At 53.2% G+C, this 17,619-nt stretch carries 20 protein-coding genes; 7 read left to right on the top strand and 13 right to left on the bottom strand.

Features of this window, described 5'->3' with window-relative positions; all coding sequences use genetic code 11:
- The first annotated feature begins 32 nt into the window (after window positions 1-32).
- Both JFC11_RS16905 and JFC11_RS16900 read left to right on the top strand, forming a co-directional pair.
- Window positions 33-1,109, top strand: coding sequence for a PA0069 family radical SAM protein (locus tag JFC11_RS16905; RefSeq protein WP_198350123.1), 1,077 nt, complete (start codon window positions 33-35; stop codon window positions 1,107-1,109).
- Window positions 1,110-1,152: 43 nt separating this feature from the next.
- Window positions 1,153-1,449, top strand: coding sequence for a winged helix-turn-helix domain-containing protein (locus tag JFC11_RS16900; protein ID WP_198350122.1), 297 nt, complete (start codon window positions 1,153-1,155; stop codon window positions 1,447-1,449).
- A gap of 11 nt (window positions 1,450-1,460) precedes the next feature.
- Here JFC11_RS16900 and JFC11_RS16895 read toward each other — a convergent pair whose 3' ends face one another.
- Complete coding sequence (locus JFC11_RS16895) at window positions 1,461-2,240, bottom strand: sulfite exporter TauE/SafE family protein (protein ID WP_198350121.1); 780 nt, start codon at window positions 2,238-2,240, stop codon at window positions 1,461-1,463.
- Window positions 2,241-2,297: 57 nt separating this feature from the next.
- Here JFC11_RS16895 and JFC11_RS16890 point away from each other — a divergent pair, with 57 nt between their 5' ends.
- Window positions 2,298-2,756 carry a LysR family transcriptional regulator gene (locus JFC11_RS16890; protein WP_198350120.1) on the top strand — a complete coding sequence of 153 codons (459 nt, stop codon included), beginning with the start codon at window positions 2,298-2,300 and terminating at the stop codon, window positions 2,754-2,756.
- Window positions 2,749-3,183 (top strand): LysR substrate-binding domain-containing protein, encoded by a 435-nt coding sequence (locus JFC11_RS16885; protein ID WP_198350119.1) that lies wholly within the window; start codon window positions 2,749-2,751, stop codon window positions 3,181-3,183. The genes JFC11_RS16890 and JFC11_RS16885 overlap by 8 nt, the downstream gene beginning before the upstream one ends.
- Window positions 3,184-3,208: 25 nt before the next feature.
- Here JFC11_RS16885 and JFC11_RS16880 read toward each other — a convergent pair whose 3' ends face one another.
- The 4 genes from JFC11_RS16880 to coxB are packed head-to-tail and all read right to left on the bottom strand — an operon-like array spanning window position 3,209 to window position 9,367.
- Window positions 3,209-5,407 carry a heavy metal translocating P-type ATPase gene (locus tag JFC11_RS16880; RefSeq protein ID WP_198350118.1) on the bottom strand — a complete coding sequence of 733 codons (2,199 nt, stop codon included), beginning with the start codon at window positions 5,405-5,407 and terminating at the stop codon, window positions 3,209-3,211.
- 23 nt (window positions 5,408-5,430) lie between these two features.
- On the bottom strand, window positions 5,431-5,775 hold the full coding sequence (locus JFC11_RS16875; RefSeq protein ID WP_198350117.1) for a hypothetical protein: 345 nt from the start codon (window positions 5,773-5,775) through the stop codon (window positions 5,431-5,433).
- 5 nt (window positions 5,776-5,780) lie between these two features.
- Window positions 5,781-8,306 (bottom strand): cytochrome c oxidase subunit I, encoded by a 2,526-nt coding sequence (ctaD, locus tag JFC11_RS16870; RefSeq protein WP_198350116.1) that lies wholly within the window; start codon window positions 8,304-8,306, stop codon window positions 5,781-5,783.
- The gene (coxB, locus tag JFC11_RS16865; protein ID WP_198350115.1) at window positions 8,303-9,367 is read right to left on the bottom strand and encodes a cytochrome c oxidase subunit II; all 1,065 of its coding nucleotides are present in this window, start codon (window positions 9,365-9,367) and stop codon (window positions 8,303-8,305) included. Before coxB ends, ctaD begins: the two co-directional genes overlap by 4 nt.
- Window positions 9,368-9,435: 68 nt before the next feature.
- Between coxB and JFC11_RS16860 the strand changes: the two genes are divergently transcribed.
- Complete coding sequence (locus tag JFC11_RS16860; protein WP_198350114.1) at window positions 9,436-9,903, top strand: DUF2231 domain-containing protein; 468 nt, start codon at window positions 9,436-9,438, stop codon at window positions 9,901-9,903.
- Between the two features lie 55 nt (window positions 9,904-9,958).
- Here JFC11_RS16860 and JFC11_RS16855 read toward each other — a convergent pair whose 3' ends face one another.
- The 8 genes from JFC11_RS16855 to JFC11_RS16820 form a co-directional block, all read right to left on the bottom strand.
- Window positions 9,959-10,384 carry a CopD family protein gene (locus JFC11_RS16855; protein WP_038483148.1) on the bottom strand — a complete coding sequence of 142 codons (426 nt, stop codon included), beginning with the start codon at window positions 10,382-10,384 and terminating at the stop codon, window positions 9,959-9,961.
- 143 nt (window positions 10,385-10,527) lie between these two features.
- Window positions 10,528-11,394, bottom strand: coding sequence for a DUF2797 domain-containing protein (locus tag JFC11_RS16850; protein ID WP_038483145.1), 867 nt, complete (start codon window positions 11,392-11,394; stop codon window positions 10,528-10,530).
- Window positions 11,378-11,662: a YeaC family protein gene (locus JFC11_RS16845; protein WP_038483142.1), complete on the bottom strand. Its 285-nt coding sequence runs from the start codon at window positions 11,660-11,662 to the stop codon at window positions 11,378-11,380. Before JFC11_RS16845 ends, JFC11_RS16850 begins: the two co-directional genes overlap by 17 nt.
- Window positions 11,663-11,673: 11 nt before the next feature.
- Window positions 11,674-12,525 carry a rhomboid family intramembrane serine protease gene (locus JFC11_RS16840; protein ID WP_038483139.1) on the bottom strand — a complete coding sequence of 284 codons (852 nt, stop codon included), beginning with the start codon at window positions 12,523-12,525 and terminating at the stop codon, window positions 11,674-11,676.
- Between the two features lie 207 nt (window positions 12,526-12,732).
- Window positions 12,733-13,719 carry a metallophosphoesterase gene (locus JFC11_RS16835; RefSeq protein ID WP_038483136.1) on the bottom strand — a complete coding sequence of 329 codons (987 nt, stop codon included), beginning with the start codon at window positions 13,717-13,719 and terminating at the stop codon, window positions 12,733-12,735.
- Between the two features lies 1 nt (window position 13,720).
- Complete coding sequence (locus JFC11_RS16830) at window positions 13,721-14,701, bottom strand: NAD(+) kinase (protein WP_038483133.1); 981 nt, start codon at window positions 14,699-14,701, stop codon at window positions 13,721-13,723.
- Between the two features lie 116 nt (window positions 14,702-14,817).
- The gene (locus JFC11_RS16825; protein WP_038483130.1) at window positions 14,818-15,687 is read right to left on the bottom strand and encodes a carboxylate/amino acid/amine transporter; all 870 of its coding nucleotides are present in this window, start codon (window positions 15,685-15,687) and stop codon (window positions 14,818-14,820) included.
- A gap of 85 nt (window positions 15,688-15,772) precedes the next feature.
- On the bottom strand, window positions 15,773-16,318 hold the full coding sequence (locus JFC11_RS16820) for a YqaE/Pmp3 family membrane protein (protein WP_038483127.1): 546 nt from the start codon (window positions 16,316-16,318) through the stop codon (window positions 15,773-15,775).
- 225 nt (window positions 16,319-16,543) lie between these two features.
- Between JFC11_RS16820 and JFC11_RS16815 the strand changes: the two genes are divergently transcribed.
- Both JFC11_RS16815 and JFC11_RS16810 read left to right on the top strand, forming a co-directional pair.
- Window positions 16,544-16,951: a CBS domain-containing protein gene (locus tag JFC11_RS16815; protein WP_038483124.1), complete on the top strand. Its 408-nt coding sequence runs from the start codon at window positions 16,544-16,546 to the stop codon at window positions 16,949-16,951.
- 293 nt (window positions 16,952-17,244) lie between these two features.
- On the top strand, window positions 17,245-17,604 hold the full coding sequence (locus JFC11_RS16810; protein WP_038483121.1) for a hypothetical protein: 360 nt from the start codon (window positions 17,245-17,247) through the stop codon (window positions 17,602-17,604).
- Window positions 17,605-17,619 lie beyond the last annotated feature (15 nt).

Genomic DNA, 17,619 nt, shown 5'->3' with positions numbered 1-17,619 from the left:
GGAAACTCTAGTCCGTGCAGAGGTGGCAACTAATGGCTTCTTCCCCTTCCAGCGCTACCGTGTATAAAGGGCGTGGTGCGACCTACGACCCTCATAACCGCTTTTCGCCAACTTGCAGCGTGGTAGAGGATGATGGCTGGTGGCATGAGGAGGCCACTACTTCGCTTGCAACGGAGATACGCGAGGAACCCAGCAAGAGCGCGCTTTCCTGGAACCGTTCACCGGATTTACCTTTTGACCGCTCACTCAACCCTTTTCGCGGCTGCGAGCATGGCTGCATTTACTGCTACGCTCGCCCTTCCCACGCCTACTGGGATTTGTCACCGGGGCTCGATTTTGAAACTAAATTAATCGCCCGCACAGGACTAGTTGAGCACTTAACAGACGAGCTTAGCCACCCCCATTATGTATGTCGTCCTATCAACCTTTCCGGCAACACCGACTGTTATCAGCCGTTGGAAGCGAAATACCAAACAACTCGTCGTTTATTAGAGCTGCTACTGGCATGCAGGCATCCGGTCACCTTGGTTACTAAAAGCACGCTAATACTGCGGGATTTAGACCTGCTAGCAGAAATGGCCGAACATCGGTTAGTGCGGGTATTTGTTAGCCTGACAAGCCTGGATGCCAACCTAAAGCGTACCCTGGAACCCCGGGCGGCCTCGCCTCAGGCGCGCTTAAAAGTGATCCGCGAGCTCAACACCGCAGGCATTCCAGTGGGTACGCTGGTCTCACCGATTATTCCTGGCCTTACTGACCACGAAATTGAACGCATTCTTGAAGCGGCCAGCCGAGCTGGCGCGCGCACAGCAACGTGGATGCTGCTGCGCCTGCCCCATGAAGTCGCACCAATGTTTGAAGCCTGGTTACAAGCCCACTACCCTGAGCGAGCCGCTAAGGTAATGAGCCTGATTCGCCAATGCCGAAGCGGCAAAAACTACGATGCACAATTTGGTAAACGCTTCCGTGGTGAAGGTGTCTTTGCCGACTTGATCGCCCAGCGCTTTAATCGCGCCAGCCGCCAGTGGAACATGCAGCCACGCACCGAACAGGGCCTGAACACCCACGACTTTCGACCACCCCGGGCGCAAGGGGATTTATTCATTTAAGCTAAGCCTTTTGATGTAGTAGCTTCCCGCCAAAGGAAATTCAATGACATCGCTTAGCAAGACCAAATCAAGTTTTTACCGCCGCTTATATGTCGCGCATTTAATTGAGCAAGGCGTCGCAAGCGTACCAGCGTTAATTGAGGCCACCGGTATGCCTCGTCGTACCGCGCAGGATACTATCGCCTCACTTGCGGAGCTGGATATCGAGTGCGTATTCGAGAAAGGTGAAGGTGAACGCCATAATATTGGCCACTACCAGATACGTGACTGGGGGGCGATAGATCCTCACTGGGTTGCTGCTCATGCGGAACGGCTAAAGGTGGCACTTGGCTATTGCTGACGCACAAGTACTTAGCGAAAGGGCCGTGACATCAGGTCTACGGCCAACAGCGACAACGTTAGCAAAAACCAGCAACGAAACTGCACTGTCGATATACGGTTTCTAATTAAGCTCCCCAACCACATACCGGCTAATGCAGGGAGTACCGCGTACAGCGAAAGCGTCAGGTGCACGGTTTCCAAAGAGTGTTGCACCGCTAGGCTGCTGAGTAGCGCCAGGGTAGAAACCGTAAACGAGAGTCCCAATGCTTGGATCAGTTCGTTCCTTTCTATCCCAAGTGCCTGCAAATAAGGCACTGCTGGAAGTACAAACACACCTGTTGCCCCTGTAATCCATCCAGTCAAAAGGCCGATAATGGGTGACAACCAGGACTCATACTTGGGCAGAATATTAATCACAGGCGCCCAAAAAGAGTATATGGAATAGAGCATTAAGGCGCTTCCCAGACTAAACGCTGCCCAATCTGCGTCAAGCTGGCTCAATAGCGGCGCACCCAAAAAGGCGCCGACGGGAATACCAAGCATCATGCTAAAAAAGCGGCTTAGAACGTGCCAGTGATAACCGCCCTTCAAAAACTGCCAAATATTGGTAATTAACGAGGGCACTATCAATAATGCAGCGGCAACAACGGGAGAGTAAAGCGCCCCCAGCAGAGCCATAGCAACGGTAGGCAGCCCCATTCCGGTTACCCCTTTGACCAAGCCTGCCAGCAGGAATGCGCCCAACAACCAAATTAGCGTAGCAATATCGTTTGTCATGGCGACATTGAAGCGCGGCTGGAACCCCGCCACAATCAGGTATTTTCCTCTCAGGCTTCGGCTCAGCCTTAGGGTGAAATAGGAGCTTTTATGCGCTTGGATTTATCAGACCTTCATCTTTTTCTGTGCATTGTTGAAGCAGGTAGCATCACTCAAGGGGCCATGAATGCTCACCTAGCCTTGGGTTCTGCCAGTGAACGCCTGCGCCGTATTGAGGCTGATGTTGACGTCAAACTGCTTGAACGCCACCCCCGCGGTGTTATGCCAACAGAGGCTGGAGAAGCCCTAGCCCACCACGCTCGGCAAATGTTGCTGCAGCATAAAAAAATGCGCGGTGAGCTTAAGGCGTTTGCTAAGGGGCTGTCAGGAACGCTAAGACTACATGCCAATACTGCTGCACTTGCCTCGTTTTTACCTGGCAAGCTCGCGCCCTGGTTACAAGCCCACCCTTCGCTGCATATGGACGTTAAGGAGCGAACCAGCCTAGCGATCATTCAATCAATCCAGGCCGGCATTATTGAGGGGGGGGATCATCACCGATGTGGTTAACGCAGAGGACTTAAAACGCGACGTTCTGGTGCCTGACCATTTAGTCGTTCTGGTGGCCAAAGGGCATCCACTATCTAACCAATCACGGATTAGCTTTCACGAAGTTGTTGGACTGCCAATGGTTGGATTGAGCGAGGAAAGTGCGCTGCAAGCTCAAATCGAAGAGCAGGCTCGCCAGCTTGGGGCTTCATTAACCCTACGGATACGCATGAAAGGATTTGGTGAGCTGTGCAATTTGGTAGCCCACCAAGTAGGCATCGCCATTATTCCTAAAGGCATTGCGCAACAATGGCTACAGCGTTACGACCTTAGCGTTGTGAATCTAAACGACCCGTGGGCCAAACGGCAGCTGTGCTTGTGCTATCGCGATGAAGCATCACTGTCACCGGCTATGCAAAGCCTGTTTACTCATTTACGGCTTCCCTAAGCATTGAACGAGAACTACCCGCCGTTTAACTATCCGGCTCTGACCATGCTAATCGTGCGGCGTTAAGCGTCACGCTGAGCGAGCTTATTGCCATGGCGAGTACTGCGATCAACGGTGGTATGGCCATGACGACCACCACGCCAAGTGCCAGGGTGTTATAGAGTGCCGAGAAGAAAAGATTTTGCTCCATAACGCGCCGCGTACGCTTGGCAATGCTAAGCAATTTCACTACCCCACCAATCCCTGGCGTCATGAGTTGGGCGGATGCTCCCTCGCGGGCAGCTTCGCTGGCACTCCTTGGGGCAATGCCAGCGTCTGCTGCCGCCAAGCTTAGCGTATCGTTTAGGCCATCTCCCACAAACAGTGTTGGCGATGGTAACCCACGTAATAGCCGTGCCTTGGCTTCCGGTGAGCGCTGGGCATAGCAAGCTTCGCGCACCAGACCAACACGCTCGCCTAACCAACTAACCGCGCCCTGTCGATCACCACTGATCATTGCAACCAGATAACCTGAACCTAGCAGGTGCTTCACGCTTAGCTCCGCATCGTCGACGGGTTGATCGGTCAGGTAGAACGTCGCCAGCCAGCCTGACTCATCCGCCAGCATTACTTGGGAAGCAAAAGCCAGCGCGGCCTCTTCCGCTTGGGAAGGAACATCAACCTGCTGTCGTGTCAGCCAACCGACGCTACCTATCATCAGACATCCACCGTTTACAAGGCGAACACGGCGTCCTTCCCCGGGGAATTCATCAACATCTTCTATGCAAGGCTGAAAGCTGTGTTGATCTTGGCCACCAGACCAGCGCGCCAATGCTTGCGCCAACGGATGTTCGCTCCCGGCAACAGCGCTGGTGAGCTTGTGCTGCAGCTTGTGTTCATCCATGCCACCCCGTGCTTGCCAGTGCAGTACCGCATGGCATCCTGTCGTTAAGGTTCCGGTTTTATCCAGCGCTACTGAACGAATACGCGCCAAGATTTCTAGCGCGGCGGGGTCACGCAGCGCAATACCTTGTTGCATAGCCTGACCGCTACCGGCAAGACTAGCCAAAGGCACCGCCAGCCCAACGGCACAGGGGCATGCCACCACGAGCACTGAGAGCGCACGCACCAATGCATCCTCCCAGCCCAATCCAACGAGTAGCGCACCAAGCAGCGTCACTAGCGAGAGCACAAGTGCCAAAGGACTTAACCAGGCGGCAAAACGGTCGGCTAGTTTCTGTAGTTGCCCTTTTTGGGCCTGATAGCGGCGCATTTCATGACGCAGTCGATCCAATCGGCGTTTACCAACCCCCGCAGTGACCTGCATTATCAGTGGCGTCGTGCCTAGGTAGCGGCAGCCGGCATACACTTTCTGCCCTGCAGTGAAGTGACGTGGCAAGCTTTCACCGGTCAGAGAGGCATTATCAATCCAACCGGGAGCATCAAGAATGCCATCAAGCGTCACTAACTCCCCCGGCGCTAGCTTAACGCGCGTACCCGCGGCCACATTATTAATAGGAAGTAAGACCCAGGCCCCCTTTTGCCAAGCGCTTATAGCCGCATCTGGCAACGCCAGTGCATCCAGCGCTTTCAGTCCACGGTGTCGGCACAGCGTTTCTACCAGTCGCCCAACGAGCAACAGCACAATCAGCATAACCGCCGTATCGAAATACACCTCCGACGAGCCGCGCCACAACAACCCAATCGACACACTCATTGCACCGACCGCGCCAAGGCTAACCAGCACATCCATCCCTGGGCGTTTGGCAAGTAACGTGCGCCAGCCTGCTCGGTAAAACGGCAAGCCCGAATACACCACTACGGGTAGCGCAAATGCACCCGATATCCACGCCACTACTTGCTCTATCGATGCGCTCGGTAGCGCTCCCACATAAATAAGCAGTGATGCCAACATGGTCCACATACCGAAAGCCGCGCCTACTAACAACCGCAAGGTAAGGTAGCGGCTCTCCTGCTCAAGACGATCATGGGCATCATCAACAGCTTCTAATTCAGTTAGCCGATAGCCCAACCGTTTGACTACCGGCGCAAGCTCCGTCAGATCGACTGCGTCTCGCGCACCTTTCACCCACACGGTTGCCGTGGGGTAGTGGACGCTAACGTCGATGACCCCAGGCAGACGTGCTAGCGCCCCCTCTACTGCCAGAGCACAGCTGGTACACCACATACCATGCAGGGTATAGAGGGGATTGTTATGGCTAGATGTTTTATCGTCTTCTGGCATCGAGCTAACGTGGGTGTTATGACTTATAGACAAGGCGGCACACTGATAATCGGCATACCCGCAAACACCACACCGAAAGCGGAAAACAAATATAGCCACGCCGAGACAGTGGCATGAAAGCGCTGACGGCCTTGATGCTGCTTCGCCACTTGGCAACTCCCCCAGGCAAGCGCCACAAGCCCTACGGCAGTAATAAGACTAACACCACCTAGCGCGGCATTAAGACCTGTAAGCGCTCCCGCTTCTGGCGATGGTGGCGCCACCGCACAGGCTACTGAAAGGCCGCTATAAACCGCCACAAACCATAGGCTCCATAGCGTTAGTCCGATAATTAAGTGGATGGGATGAGTAAAATGTAGTCGTACCATCACCATTATCCTCCTATCACCCGAGGCAGTATCGCCAACGCCCCGACTAACAACCAGAATGTGACCACGTTATAGCGCCAAAGTAGTGCCACTACGGCGGGTTCAAACGGCGCATGCGCACCCACGTAGCCATAACCAACGCGCATGCCTTGCAACACCGTTAAAATAACCGCTAGGCCACCATGAAAAAGCGCGTAAACAAGCCCCACCAGCATCACCGCATCGTGGGTGGTTTGGGTTGGTGAAAGATCGGCTCGCCACAGCGCCCAGCCAGCGAGCCCCACTTGAAGCGCGCCTAACGCAGCGGCTAAATAGAGACTTGCTCTTAACCCTGCATCACGCTGCTGACGCAGCCCGCGCACCAGCTTCTCTACCACCACGCACCCCGCTAAAACCGCCCCGCCAGCTATGCCCGTTATCAGCAGAGACAGAGGCGGTGTATCTGGCATTTGCCACTCAGGCGAAACAGTCCATAGATAAAACCAGCCAAACAGATAGGAAAGAAAGAACGAACCGTTGGCAATTAAAAACACCGCCATTGCCCAAAGCCCAGGGCCATCCATCGTACGTGAATGGAGCGGCGGATCGCCTGGCTTCACGCCGGCATCAGGAGCCGCATTCGGGTGTGCACCGTTCTCCCACGACCAGCGCAGTAGAAACACGCCAGCAATCACTACAAAGATGCCCGCTAGCGCATAGACACGGGTTAATAAACTAATGCACACCACTGCCAGCGCTGCTGCGGCAAACAGCGGCCACCAAGAGTTACCAGGCAGGTGAATGATTTCGCGCACTTTGCCAGTAATCGGGTCGGTGCCCCACATTTCACGCCGGCCGTGGGAAGCCACCGCTAAGCCGTGCATACCCTTCGCCATGGTATGTGGCAAATTCGGGTCATCCCACAACGGATGCCGTGTTTCTACAGTAGGTAAGCTGACAAAGTTATAAGCGCTTGGGGGCATCGAGTTAGCCCATTCCAGCGTATCGGCATTCCATGGGTTCTGTTTGGCGGGTTTACCAAACCGGAAGTGCAGCGCGATATCCAGCAACACCATGGCAATACCCGCCGATAGCACAAAGCTGCTGACGGATGAGAGCAGGTTATAAATCTCCCACCCGGAGCCAGCCTCATAGGTATAAACACGCCTTGGCATACCTAAAAGGCCCGTCCAATGCATAATCAGAAACGTACCGTTAAAGCCTAAAAAGGTTAGCCAGAACCCCCAACGCCCGAGGCTTTCAGATGGCATACGCCCGGAAAATAGCGGCAACCAGTAATAAAGCCCGGCAATGAGTGGGAAGAACATGCCTCCCACCAATACATAGTGCATGTGGGCCACCACAAAGTGGGTATCGTGCACCTGCCAGTTAAATGGCACTAGCGCCAACATCACCCCGGTTAAGCCACCGCAAACGAAAATAATCAAAAAGCCCATCACCCAAAGCATGGGCAGTTTCATTTTAGGTTTACCTAGCCAAAGGGTAGCCAGCCAAACGAACACCTGAATCGCCGTTGGTACCGCCACCAGCATGCTAGCCGCCGAGAAAAATGCCTGAGCCAGCTGCGGGATACCCACTGTAAACATGTGGTGTACCCAAAGCCCAAAACTGATAAAGCCCATAATAGCGATGGCAGCTACCACCCACCCATAACCGACAATAGGCCGCCCGGCAAAAACCGGTATTAGCGTGGAAACAATGCCCGCGGCAGGTAGAAAGATGATGTAGACCTCAGGGTGACCAAACAGCCAAAACAGATGCTGCCACAGGATGGGGTCGCCGCCTCCCGCAATCTGGAAAAATGGCATACCCACGGCGCGCTCAAGTTCCAGTAAAACGCTGCCAAGTATCAACGGTGGAAACCCCACCACGATCATCAGCGCCATGGCCAAGATATACCAAGCGAACAACGGCATTTTATGCAGCGCCATGCCCTGAGTGCGAGTACGCAATATCGACACTACCAACTCGACACCCGCAGACACTGCGGAAATTTCCACAAACGTGATGCCTAACAGCCAAAAATCCGAGCCCAGATCAGGCGCGAACTCTTTGCTACTAAGCGGGGTGTACATAAACCAGCCGCTGGAAGGCGCCATTTCAATAATCAGGCTGGAAGTAAGAATAATCCCGCCAAATAAATAGCAGAAATAGCCAAGTGATGTTAGCCGAGGGCAGACCAGGTCGCGGGCACCAATCATCTTTGGGATCAGGTAAATCGCCAGCCCTTCCAGCATAGGAATAGCGAACAGAAACATCATCACCGTGCCATGCATGGTGGTGACCTGGTTATAAATGTCTGGCGACATAAAGTTTTGGTCGGGCATCGCTAACTGGGTTCGCACCAGCATTGCTAAAATGCCGCCAATCAGGAAAAACACCATCCCCGTGACCATAAAACGTAGGCCAAGCGTGGTGTGGTTGACGATAGTTAAGGACCTTAGACCTTTGGGGTTCCCCCAAATGGTGTGCAAGTCTTCGTGCAATTGCTGCGGGTCATGCTCAATGGCTTCTTGATTGACACTCTTCATGGTGACAAGGCCTCCAGCCAAGCACCCAGGGCATCCAAGGTGTCCGTTTCAATTTCACTGTGGGTAGGCATCTTATTGCCTGGCTTTAGCGTTTGGTGATGCTGCAACCAGCGACTCACCGCCCCCTCTTCCATGGCAATCACCCCCGCGCCTAGCGTGGCGCGACCGCCCACATCTGAAAGCGTTGGCCCAATGCCCCCTTGGCTAACGCCCTCTACCTGGTGGCAGCGGGCACAATGCGCCATAAAAGCATCTCGCGCGTCGTCGTAAGTAGCATCGGCAACGGCCAGTTCGCTAAGCGTCGCCTCTTGTCTTGCAGTTAACCATGCCTCGAACTCGCTGCGTGGCAAGGCCTCCACATGCAATTGCATATGGGCATGGCCCACGCCGCAAAGTTCGGCACACTGCGCACCAAACACCGCGGGCTCATCGGCTTGTAAACGAATTTTATTTACGCGACCCGGCAACATATCTATTTTCCCCCCCAGCCGGGGCACCCAAAACGCATGAATCACATCGGCACCACTGACATGAAAATCTACTGGCTCTCCAGCAGGCATCACCAGTTGATTAGCGGTCACAACCTCACCGCCTTCAGCATCGGGATAGCGCACTTCCCACCACCACTGATGGCCAATCACCTCGATAACTTCTGGCGGTTCGCTCATGGGTAGCGTTAGCATCTGCTGGCCGGCGGGAACGCCAAACAGTAGCAGCGCGGTAATGCTGGCCACAGGCAACATAATGCCGCCGCCAATAATCCATCGGCGAGCGATACGGCGCTCCTGGGCAGGTGTGCGTTCCACATTTCTTGGTTTAAAGGCGTAAAGCCAAAGAGCTGTCACCCCAATCAGTACAAGGGTGGCAAATCCGAGCATTACCCACCAAATTAGCCGCACGTCTCGCGCAGCAGGCCCAGCAGGGTCTAAGATAGATCTATCACCTGTGCAGCCCGCTAAGCTCACCAGTAAGAAAGTCCCAAGCAAGCATGCTGTTCGCTGGCCCCATCGCGACGATAAATATGAAATGATGGTGGACGTTACGCCATTACGTTCCCTCATTTGCAATTTTCCTGGCATGCCGTTGGTCTGAATGACTTTTTCGCTTTGTCTAACCACAGGAAGTGACCATGACACTTACTCCCCAACGCTCGATAAAAAGCCGTGCCGCGCTGGCTGGCCATCCGCTTCACCCAGTGATGATCCACTTTCCTGTGGCCGCACTGATGGCGCTGGTCGCCAGCGACCTGGCTTACTGGTATACCCAAGACCCATTCTGGCTGCGCAGCGGTTTGTGGTTGGCGGGGGTAGGCGCGTTTGGCGGCTGGATTGCTTCGGTAGCGGGCATTATTGACCTGGTCACCATGGCGCGGATCCGCCGCCTGATCACCGGCTGGAGCCACGCGATTGTGGCCGTTGTTATGCTTTCCCTGGCGTCGCTTAATTGGCTTCTGCGCTTTAATGAACCTGGCGCGGTACTGCCCTGGGGGCTGGCCATTTCGCTGGTCACTGCCTGCCTGATCGCGCTGGCAGGCTGGCTGGGCGGCCAGTTGGTATACGAGCATGCTGTCGGCGTCGACGTTGAGAAGTCGCCTTAACAGTGCAATGTCGGCAATAGTAGTGTTGGCACTTAAGGGAATAATCTTCATCGCGTTAACTCCAAGCCAGCGGTTTGGAGAGCACAAACCCAAGCACACCCAATATCCCCGTTAACGCGAGGATTAAGGCGCATAGACTGGCAACTTTTACGCCTTTGAAAATCCCCATTTCCAGCCGCAAAATCAGCCAGCCGAAACAGCCGTGAGCAGCCACCATTAGCACCACGGCACCTAGTTTAAGAATTAACCACCCCCCGAGAAGGCCATGCAGCAGAAACAGCAGCGTGCCCGACGCGATGGCGACCAAGGCAGCAGGTGTTGCAATGGAGTTATAGAAGAAACGTGGTATGGGAGGCGTGCCTTGCGCGAATCCAGCGTCTTTACGCAGCTGGAGCGCATGCAAAAGCAGAGCGGGTAAATAGAGAAGCGCGCCGCACCAGGTAACTAGCGCGGCGATGTGCAGCAGTTTTAGCCATGGCATTGAGGCTTCCTTGCGTTGCGTAAGGCGATAACGGGATTCACCCCAGATAACCTTAGTTAACAAAAGCGACTCTAGCTAGGCAGGATAGCGAAGATAGGCAGTTATCATCAGTTAAAAGCCCGCGTTAGGAGATATAGCGAGGGCTACTCCACAGCGATTTCGTAACCGGTGAATTTACGCAGATTAATAACCCCGGTATCAAAGATCAGGTACTGCCCTTTTACACCTTGAAGAGTACCTTCAATCAGCGGCTGCTTATCAAAGTTATGGGACGTCACCTTACTCGGAAAAGTCGCCACGGGATAATGAAAGTCCAGTGGCGCTTCATCCAGGGTACGAATGGCATCCGCACCGTGCACGTCACGTAACTGCCCTAACCCATCGGCTAACAGGTTAAAAAGACGGTCACGCTCTGCGCACAAATCCAATGGCTTCACCTCGCCTTTAAGCATGGCACGCCAGTTAGTTCGGTCGGCCACCTGCTCTTTAAAGAGCATTTCGACAAAACCAGACTGTTGCCGGGTATTTACCTCAAGAATGGGCAATGCCTGAATGGCCCCTTGGTCCAGCCAGCGGGTTGGCATTTGCGTTTTGCGGGTGATACCTACCTTCAAACCGGATGAGTTCGCTAAGTAGACAATGTGTGGCTGGAAGCAGTGCTTTTCACCCCACTCGGGGTCCCGGCAGGTGCCCTGATGATAGTGGCACGTCTCGGGTTTCATAATGCATGTATCACACTGGGCTAAACGCTTAAAGCAGGGGTAACAGTAGCCTTGAGCAAAACTTTTTTTGGTTGCCCGCCCGCAGTGGGTACAAGCAATAGCGCCGCTCCAGGCAAGTCGCATCGGTGAGCCGATACGCTCATTCAGTGGTATTCGATGGTCGCCCGCGCGAAGGTGATACACCACCCGATCATCTTGGCGGCTAGGTAAGTCAGCCGCCATTTTTTGCAAACATCCTTGCACCGGGGATGCTACCGAGGCAAACAGATCATCAGTCACGCGTAGCATCCCGGGCAAGGCCTGCCATTTCAGGGGAAACACCGGCACCGGTCGCGCCAGCACCACAGGTACGCTGCTCCAGATAGCCGACACGGCTCTCTTCAGGAACGTTATTCTCCACCTCAAAACGCATCACCGCCTCCAGGCACAACTCGGTCTGTTCTGGCGTTAAATACCGGCCATCGGGCCATTTGCGCAACGCCACTGCCTGCTTAAGGCTTTCATAAATGGCGGGCGTCATTTGGTTAATCATTTTATCGAAGGTCATGTCACTCATCGTAGGCACCTTTAATGTTTGCTTCGTTTGGATGAATAATACCAGCCTGTGACCAGCCCCACGAGCAGCCCGCCCAAGTGCGCTTCATTCGCTACGTTGCCAAAGCCCACGCTACCGGCAATATCGGTCATGGTGAACACCATCCAGCCCAGCATGAAGACGACTAGCATCTGGGGGACGAAAAATCCGCTTTGCGGGGCACGATAGGACATCAGCCACACATGGGCCAGCAAGGCGTAAACCACACCCGACATACCGCCAAACAGCACTGTGCCAGTGACATATTGCGCAATGTTAGCGCCAATACCGGCAACCAGAAGCAGTAGCAGCATGGTACGACTACCCTGAAGCTGCTCGATTTGACGCCCGAAGTACCATACCCACATCAGGTTGAAGATCAAATGCATCCAGCCAAAGTGTAAAAACGCAGGCGACAGTAAGCGCCATACTTGGCCAGACGTTATTGTGTCACTAAGGTTGCCATATACGAGCTGCCCACCTGAAACGCCCACTGGCACGATGGTGAGCCCTACAATTAGTAAGTCGCCAAATACCCCTGTTAGGGCAAAAACAAATAGGCTAATACCAATCATCAGCGCTGTAACCGGCACTTGGCGCAACATCGGCACCAAACGATTCATCCCGCTTCGGTGGGTGGGTCGAACAGTCGTCGTAATCAGAGGCTCACCTCGCTCCCAGCGACTCACCAACGATCTCATTTCATCATGCTGGCGCGGGTCGGCAACCCATAGCAACTGGCCATCTGCTTCATCGGTAATGCGGTGACCAATGCGGTAGTGCCATAGCGCTTTACGCAGCTCTTTTGTGTCCGCGCCCGTGGGTAAAAGCATTACTGGATGCATGGCAGGTTCCTTTCAACCAATAAGAATCGGCGTAACGTTACGCCGCGTCACCAACGGATAGACGAAAAAAATCCGGCGGAGGGGGCCGCCGGATCAAAAAGCAAGGGATCATTCAAGGGAACACTTACTCTGATAACCGACAACACCGTTAGTTCAGCTATTTTGAAAAAAATATGTAACCGTGTGTAAAGCTGAAAAATATCGCTATTAATCAAAATCTATTTCCCACGGTTTAGGCAGTGCACGCTCCTCTTTCGGCACCTGTATCCACACAAAATGATCGGCATTGAGCCGCGCTTCTCCGCTCCAGCGATAAGCCACTAAACGGCCAAATTTCACCGCACTATAATCCAAGCAGGCAATGTTGTGTGCTGGTAAGGCGGGAATACCCTCGCACCAGTAATGGCCAATAAATAAAGGTGGCTGTTCAGGGCCGTAATAACTAAGGCGCTGACGTTCAGTATCGGTCAGCGCTCTGGTCTCTAAGTCACCAGGAAGGTTATCTGGCTGAAATACCACGTCCCCCCACTGCTGGGGGTTCGCTGACCAAAAGTGCGCACGAAAACTCTGCCTAGTAAAGCCATCGCCTGAGTGTATCGCAATGCCTTTTGGTAACGGTATATGAGGCCCACGGGTTAGGCGATCAAGTATACGAAAGGCTTGTGTAGAGGGGTCAGTGGACTCAACCAGAAAGTGGTTGTCCATGCAGGCGTTGGGCGCACGCTGTTTGAGCTGTCGAATCAACTCGTCATCCCAGCAGGCATGCACCACACGAATCCCATCCAGCTCCAGACATAGCGGAATAGTCTTAAACCACGCCAGGGTGTCTTCCCACTCGTTTGTATAATCGCGGTACTGAGCCAGCGTGTCTTCAATAATACGATTATGGCGCGGCGTATGTTCGCGCAGCCAGCGCTTGTTGCTACCAGGGGGCGCAGGGTGCGTATAGGCCAGGGCATTATATTCATGATTACCCATGACAATATATGCTTCGCCCTCTTCAACCATTCTGCGCGCGATGGTAACCGCTAGACGAATACGGGGGCCACGATCAATTAAATCACCTAAAAAGATCACTTTTCGTCGTGGGTGACGATACACCCCACCCCGTTGATGATAGCCAAGCCGCTCTAATAACGCTGCCAGTGTTGCACCACAGCCATGTACATCCCCGATTAAATCGTAGCCCTCCATATTAATCCCCTAGCCGATGGCTCCAGCCGAGTTTACTGCGCAACACTTCATAGAAGTTATGCCCAATAGGATGCACGAGCTGAACGCGCTCTGGTTTTCGTTGAATAACGAGCACATCGTCAGGTTTAGCCACGGCACGAGTTTGTCCGTCGCAGCTGATATGGGGATAGGTCTGATTGGTTTCACCAATGTGAACACGGATTTCACTGGCAGCGTCAATCACAATAGGACGACTCGACAGCGTATGGGGGAACATGGGCACCAACGTCACTACATCCAGCTTGGGGTGCATGATTGGCCCGCCGCCAGAAAGTGCATAGGCAGTTGAGCCAGTGGGCGTGGCAATAATTAAGCCGTCACTACGTTGGCTATACACAAACTGCCCATCAATAAACAGTTCGAACTCAATCATACGCACCGCTTTACCTGGATGAACCACCACTTCATTGAGCGCAGCACCGCTACCCACCGCTTTACCGTTTCGGTACAACACGGCATCTAGCAAGAAACGTTCTTCAACTTCAAACTCTCCCGCCAGCACTTCGCCAACCCGACTTTCTAGTTCATCAGGAGAAATATCCGTTAAAAAGCCTAACCGCCCCCGGTTCACGCCTAACATCAACGTACCGCTAAGACATAGCGTGCGGGCAGCCCCGAGAAGGCTACCATCCCCCCCTACAACGATGACCAAATCGCACAGCTCCCCCAGCATGCGGCGGCTGGCTTCAGGCAGTCCATGGTTCGGTAACACCGTTGCGGTCCGGTCTTCAATCAGAACTTTATAATCGTGGGCAACTAGATAGCTGACCAACCGCTTAAGCGAATCGACCACTTTGTCACTGCCTAAACGGCCGATTAAGCCGATTGTTTTAAAGGACGTCGCTTTAGAGGACGTCGCTTTTTTAAGGGGCGCTTCTTCTAAAGGCTGCGTGCGTTCGGCCTGGCTCAAGGGTGCTAAACCTGACGATGGGGTGTTAGACATGGACAACTCTCGCTGGCATCAGCCCACATTATGGAGAGTATGAGGGTGTCGAGCAAATTGCCCAGCGCAACGCGAAACCGCTGGCTACTCTGGGCAAAAACAATAGCTTGAATTAGTTAGACAGATATAGCGCGACGACGCTGCAACCACCAGTGATTTAACCACAGAGAAGCGGCCATGATAGCGGCGCCCAATAGTAGCTTGCCTATATCTGCATCCCGGTTCCAAATCACCAGATTAACCACCAAACCAGCGGGCACCAGCGCATTGTTCATTATTGCCAGCGTTCCTGCATCGACCTTAGTGGCTCCTTGGTTCCAAGCGAAATAACCCACGCCAGAAGCGACTAGCCCAAGCCATGCCAATACACTCCACTGCACCGGTGTACTGGGCAGCGCTGCCGCATTACCAAACAGCAAAAAGGCAGGGAGTGCCACTAGCATTGCGCCGATAAAGAACCAGCCAAAAACGTTATGCCACGCCAAGGTGGGCGGCAAATCGGCTGCGAGACGACGATAGCCAACCTGACCTAACGCAAAACAGAGATTAGCCCCCTGCACTACCAAAAAGCCCATCCAGAACCCACTATCAATACCATCGTAACGAATGACGCCTGCTCCGATCACCGCCAATAGTGCGGTTACTAAATAAATAGGCGTGAAGCGCTTAAACATTAGGTCATCTAGAAGTGCAATATAAACTGGCGTGAAAATCGTGAATAACAGAACCTCAGGAACCGATAGCAGTAAAAACGAGTGATAGAAGAAGGTGTACATGACACCTAACTGCACCGCACCCAGCGCCATTAACGCTAAACGCTGTTTTCCACGCAGCAAGCTGGGCCGTAAAAATGGCAGGAACACCAGCATGGCGAGCGTTACCCGTACAAGCACCGCAAAGTAGCTGTCTACTTGGCCTGCCAGATATACACCAATCAACGAGAATGAGAACGCCCACAGCGCCGTCACGCCAACAAGGTAGCCCATAGTAAACCCCACCAAAAAGAAAAGTTGACAGGGATTATACGCGCTTCACAACAACTGCCAATGGGCTAGACGAAGAATCGCTAGCTTAGTGCTTTTTTAACCATATAAACGCATGCACTACGCCAGGAAGCCAGCCCAACAACGTCAATACAACACTAAGAGCAACACGTTTTGCCCCGCCCTCTGTTAACCCAACGGCCAAAGGCGGTAGCAAAACAGCTAGCGCGCGGTAGGCAAACAGAACCGATGACGGTTGAGACGATGCTGGCGCTGCTTCAGAAGCAATGGGTGATGGGGCTTGATGCTTAAGCGCACTATCAGCCTCATTTGTTTGCGCGGTAGGCGTAAAGTGCTCTACCGCCGCTTGCGCTTGCTTAGCTTGCTGCTTCTCTTTAGCTAGTGCTTTTTGGTGAGCCTCTTTATCAATTTTCTGCTCTAACGTTTCCGCGCCGTCTGCCAAATCATCGTGATGGCGCTCCCAGTCTTCCCAATCATGTGGTGTACCGGATTTTGGACGCTGGCTTCCTGCCCCACGAGCTCTCTCCCACGCTTTTTCTTCTAATGTGTTGGGCCGTTCAGGGTCTCTTTCTATGCCAACGCCTTTGCGATTGAGGTATTCACGTGCGTCCATACTGACTCCTTGCAGCTTCTGAAATGAAGCAAAGCGTTGAATGTATCAATAATAAGGACAACGCAGGGTGAGTTAAATCTTCTACATTAATAGAATTATAGGTCTCGTGGCTCATGGCTCTTGTGACTCATAGCTCTTGTGATTCATGGCTTTCATGCCACAAGCGGTTATTGCTCTACTCTCTTTAAGAGTGAAACTGCGCGTATTACGTCAAGGAGTGTCAAGATGAATAATAGAACCCCCGATACCGTACGCGATGTCATGTCACGGGACTGCTACCGCGTCACTGGCCAAACCTCTATCACCAACTTAGCCCAAGGTTTGGCATTGCATCGCTTACCAGGCGCTCCAGTGGTAGATGCGTCTGATCGGCTGATTGGTTTTATATCCGAACAGGATGTGATGGGTCGCGTATTGGACAGCATCTACCACGATGATGAAGCGCCGCTGGTACGTGAGTTAATGCGCCAAGACGTGCTCACCACAACGCCCAATAAAAGTATCACCGACTTAGCACAGGAAATGCTCGGAGCAAAACCAAAGGTTTATCCCGTTGTGGAGCAGCAACGCCTAGTGGGGATTGTCACGCGCCGCGACATCTTAATGGCGCTGCTAACGATTCGTCGACACTAACTATCACCGTACTACCTATCGCCGTACTATCTATTGCCGTACTACGTCAGAAAACGACCGATTGATAAGCAAAAAAAAACCGCTGCTTGATAAGCAGCGGAAGCAAGGGATCGAAAACAATAGCCAGAACAACACTATTAACGACTGCTATCGCGATGTTGCCTGTACACACTCTGACACCTTGCAGGGGAAAAGTTCGCAAAACTGCAAAATTTTCGTCTTAACGAGCAGCAGGCGTATACTGTCGTGCATTGTTAAACGAATGCTGATACTGATTTTGCAGGGAGTGTAGTATGGCGCTGTACCTATTAGTGTTTGGCGTCTGTTTGCTGGTAATAGGTGGCGTGCTGGTAATATTAATGACCGTAGGTACGCCACGCTACCGCACTGAGCCTAACGACCTGATCAATTTGTTCGACAAAGCGCTGGAAAGCAGCATCAGCGAAACGGAGTGGAATGCCATCATTGGCTACCCCATTCGCCACGATGAGTACCTGGATAATGTCCGCCGTCGTGCATCACATTTAATGGACATCCACGGGCGCCATTGGCAAATTGCTCGAAGCAAACCGTTACTTAACCAAGAGGGTTACGCGGAACTGAAAGCATTACGTGATCATTTAGCGGCACACACAGCGCTGCGCCAGCGGTAAACAGGCCAGTAGTGC

Source organism: Vreelandella alkaliphila (assembly GCF_016107625.1).
GTDB lineage: Bacteria > Pseudomonadota > Gammaproteobacteria > Pseudomonadales > Halomonadaceae > Vreelandella > Vreelandella alkaliphila.
Note: the sequence above shows the minus strand (reverse complement) of the source record. Positions and strands in the feature narration are given on the sequence as shown.

Bases quoted from the DNA above. Each gene is read 5' to 3' on its own strand.
- JFC11_RS16905 (WP_198350123.1), top strand. From the start codon at position 33: ATGGCTTCTTCCCCTTCCAGCGCTACCGTGTATAAAGGGCGTGGTGCG.
- JFC11_RS16900 (WP_198350122.1), top strand. From the start codon at position 1,153: ATGACATCGCTTAGCAAGACCAAATCAAGTTTTTACCGCCGCTTATAT.
- JFC11_RS16890 (WP_198350120.1), top strand. From the start codon at position 2,298: ATGCGCTTGGATTTATCAGACCTTCATCTTTTTCTGTGCATTGTTGAA.
- JFC11_RS16880 (WP_198350118.1), bottom strand. From the start codon at position 5,407: ATGCCAGAAGACGATAAAACATCTAGCCATAACAATCCCCTCTATACC.
- JFC11_RS16875 (WP_198350117.1), bottom strand. From the start codon at position 5,775: ATGGTACGACTACATTTTACTCATCCCATCCACTTAATTATCGGACTA.
- ctaD (WP_198350116.1), bottom strand. From the start codon at position 8,306: ATGAAGAGTGTCAATCAAGAAGCCATTGAGCATGACCCGCAGCAATTG.
- coxB (WP_198350115.1), bottom strand. From the start codon at position 9,367: ATGAGGGAACGTAATGGCGTAACGTCCACCATCATTTCATATTTATCG.
- JFC11_RS16860 (WP_198350114.1), top strand. From the start codon at position 9,436: ATGACACTTACTCCCCAACGCTCGATAAAAAGCCGTGCCGCGCTGGCT.
- JFC11_RS16855 (WP_038483148.1), bottom strand. From the start codon at position 10,384: ATGCCATGGCTAAAACTGCTGCACATCGCCGCGCTAGTTACCTGGTGC.
- JFC11_RS16850 (WP_038483145.1), bottom strand. From the start codon at position 11,394: ATGCTACGCGTGACTGATGATCTGTTTGCCTCGGTAGCATCCCCGGTG.
- JFC11_RS16845 (WP_038483142.1), bottom strand. From the start codon at position 11,662: ATGAGTGACATGACCTTCGATAAAATGATTAACCAAATGACGCCCGCC.
- JFC11_RS16840 (WP_038483139.1), bottom strand. From the start codon at position 12,525: ATGCATCCAGTAATGCTTTTACCCACGGGCGCGGACACAAAAGAGCTG.
- JFC11_RS16835 (WP_038483136.1), bottom strand. From the start codon at position 13,719: ATGGAGGGCTACGATTTAATCGGGGATGTACATGGCTGTGGTGCAACA.
- JFC11_RS16830 (WP_038483133.1), bottom strand. From the start codon at position 14,701: ATGTCTAACACCCCATCGTCAGGTTTAGCACCCTTGAGCCAGGCCGAA.
- JFC11_RS16825 (WP_038483130.1), bottom strand. From the start codon at position 15,687: ATGGGCTACCTTGTTGGCGTGACGGCGCTGTGGGCGTTCTCATTCTCG.
- JFC11_RS16820 (WP_038483127.1), bottom strand. From the start codon at position 16,318: ATGGACGCACGTGAATACCTCAATCGCAAAGGCGTTGGCATAGAAAGA.
- JFC11_RS16815 (WP_038483124.1), top strand. From the start codon at position 16,544: ATGAATAATAGAACCCCCGATACCGTACGCGATGTCATGTCACGGGAC.
- JFC11_RS16810 (WP_038483121.1), top strand. From the start codon at position 17,245: ATGGCGCTGTACCTATTAGTGTTTGGCGTCTGTTTGCTGGTAATAGGT.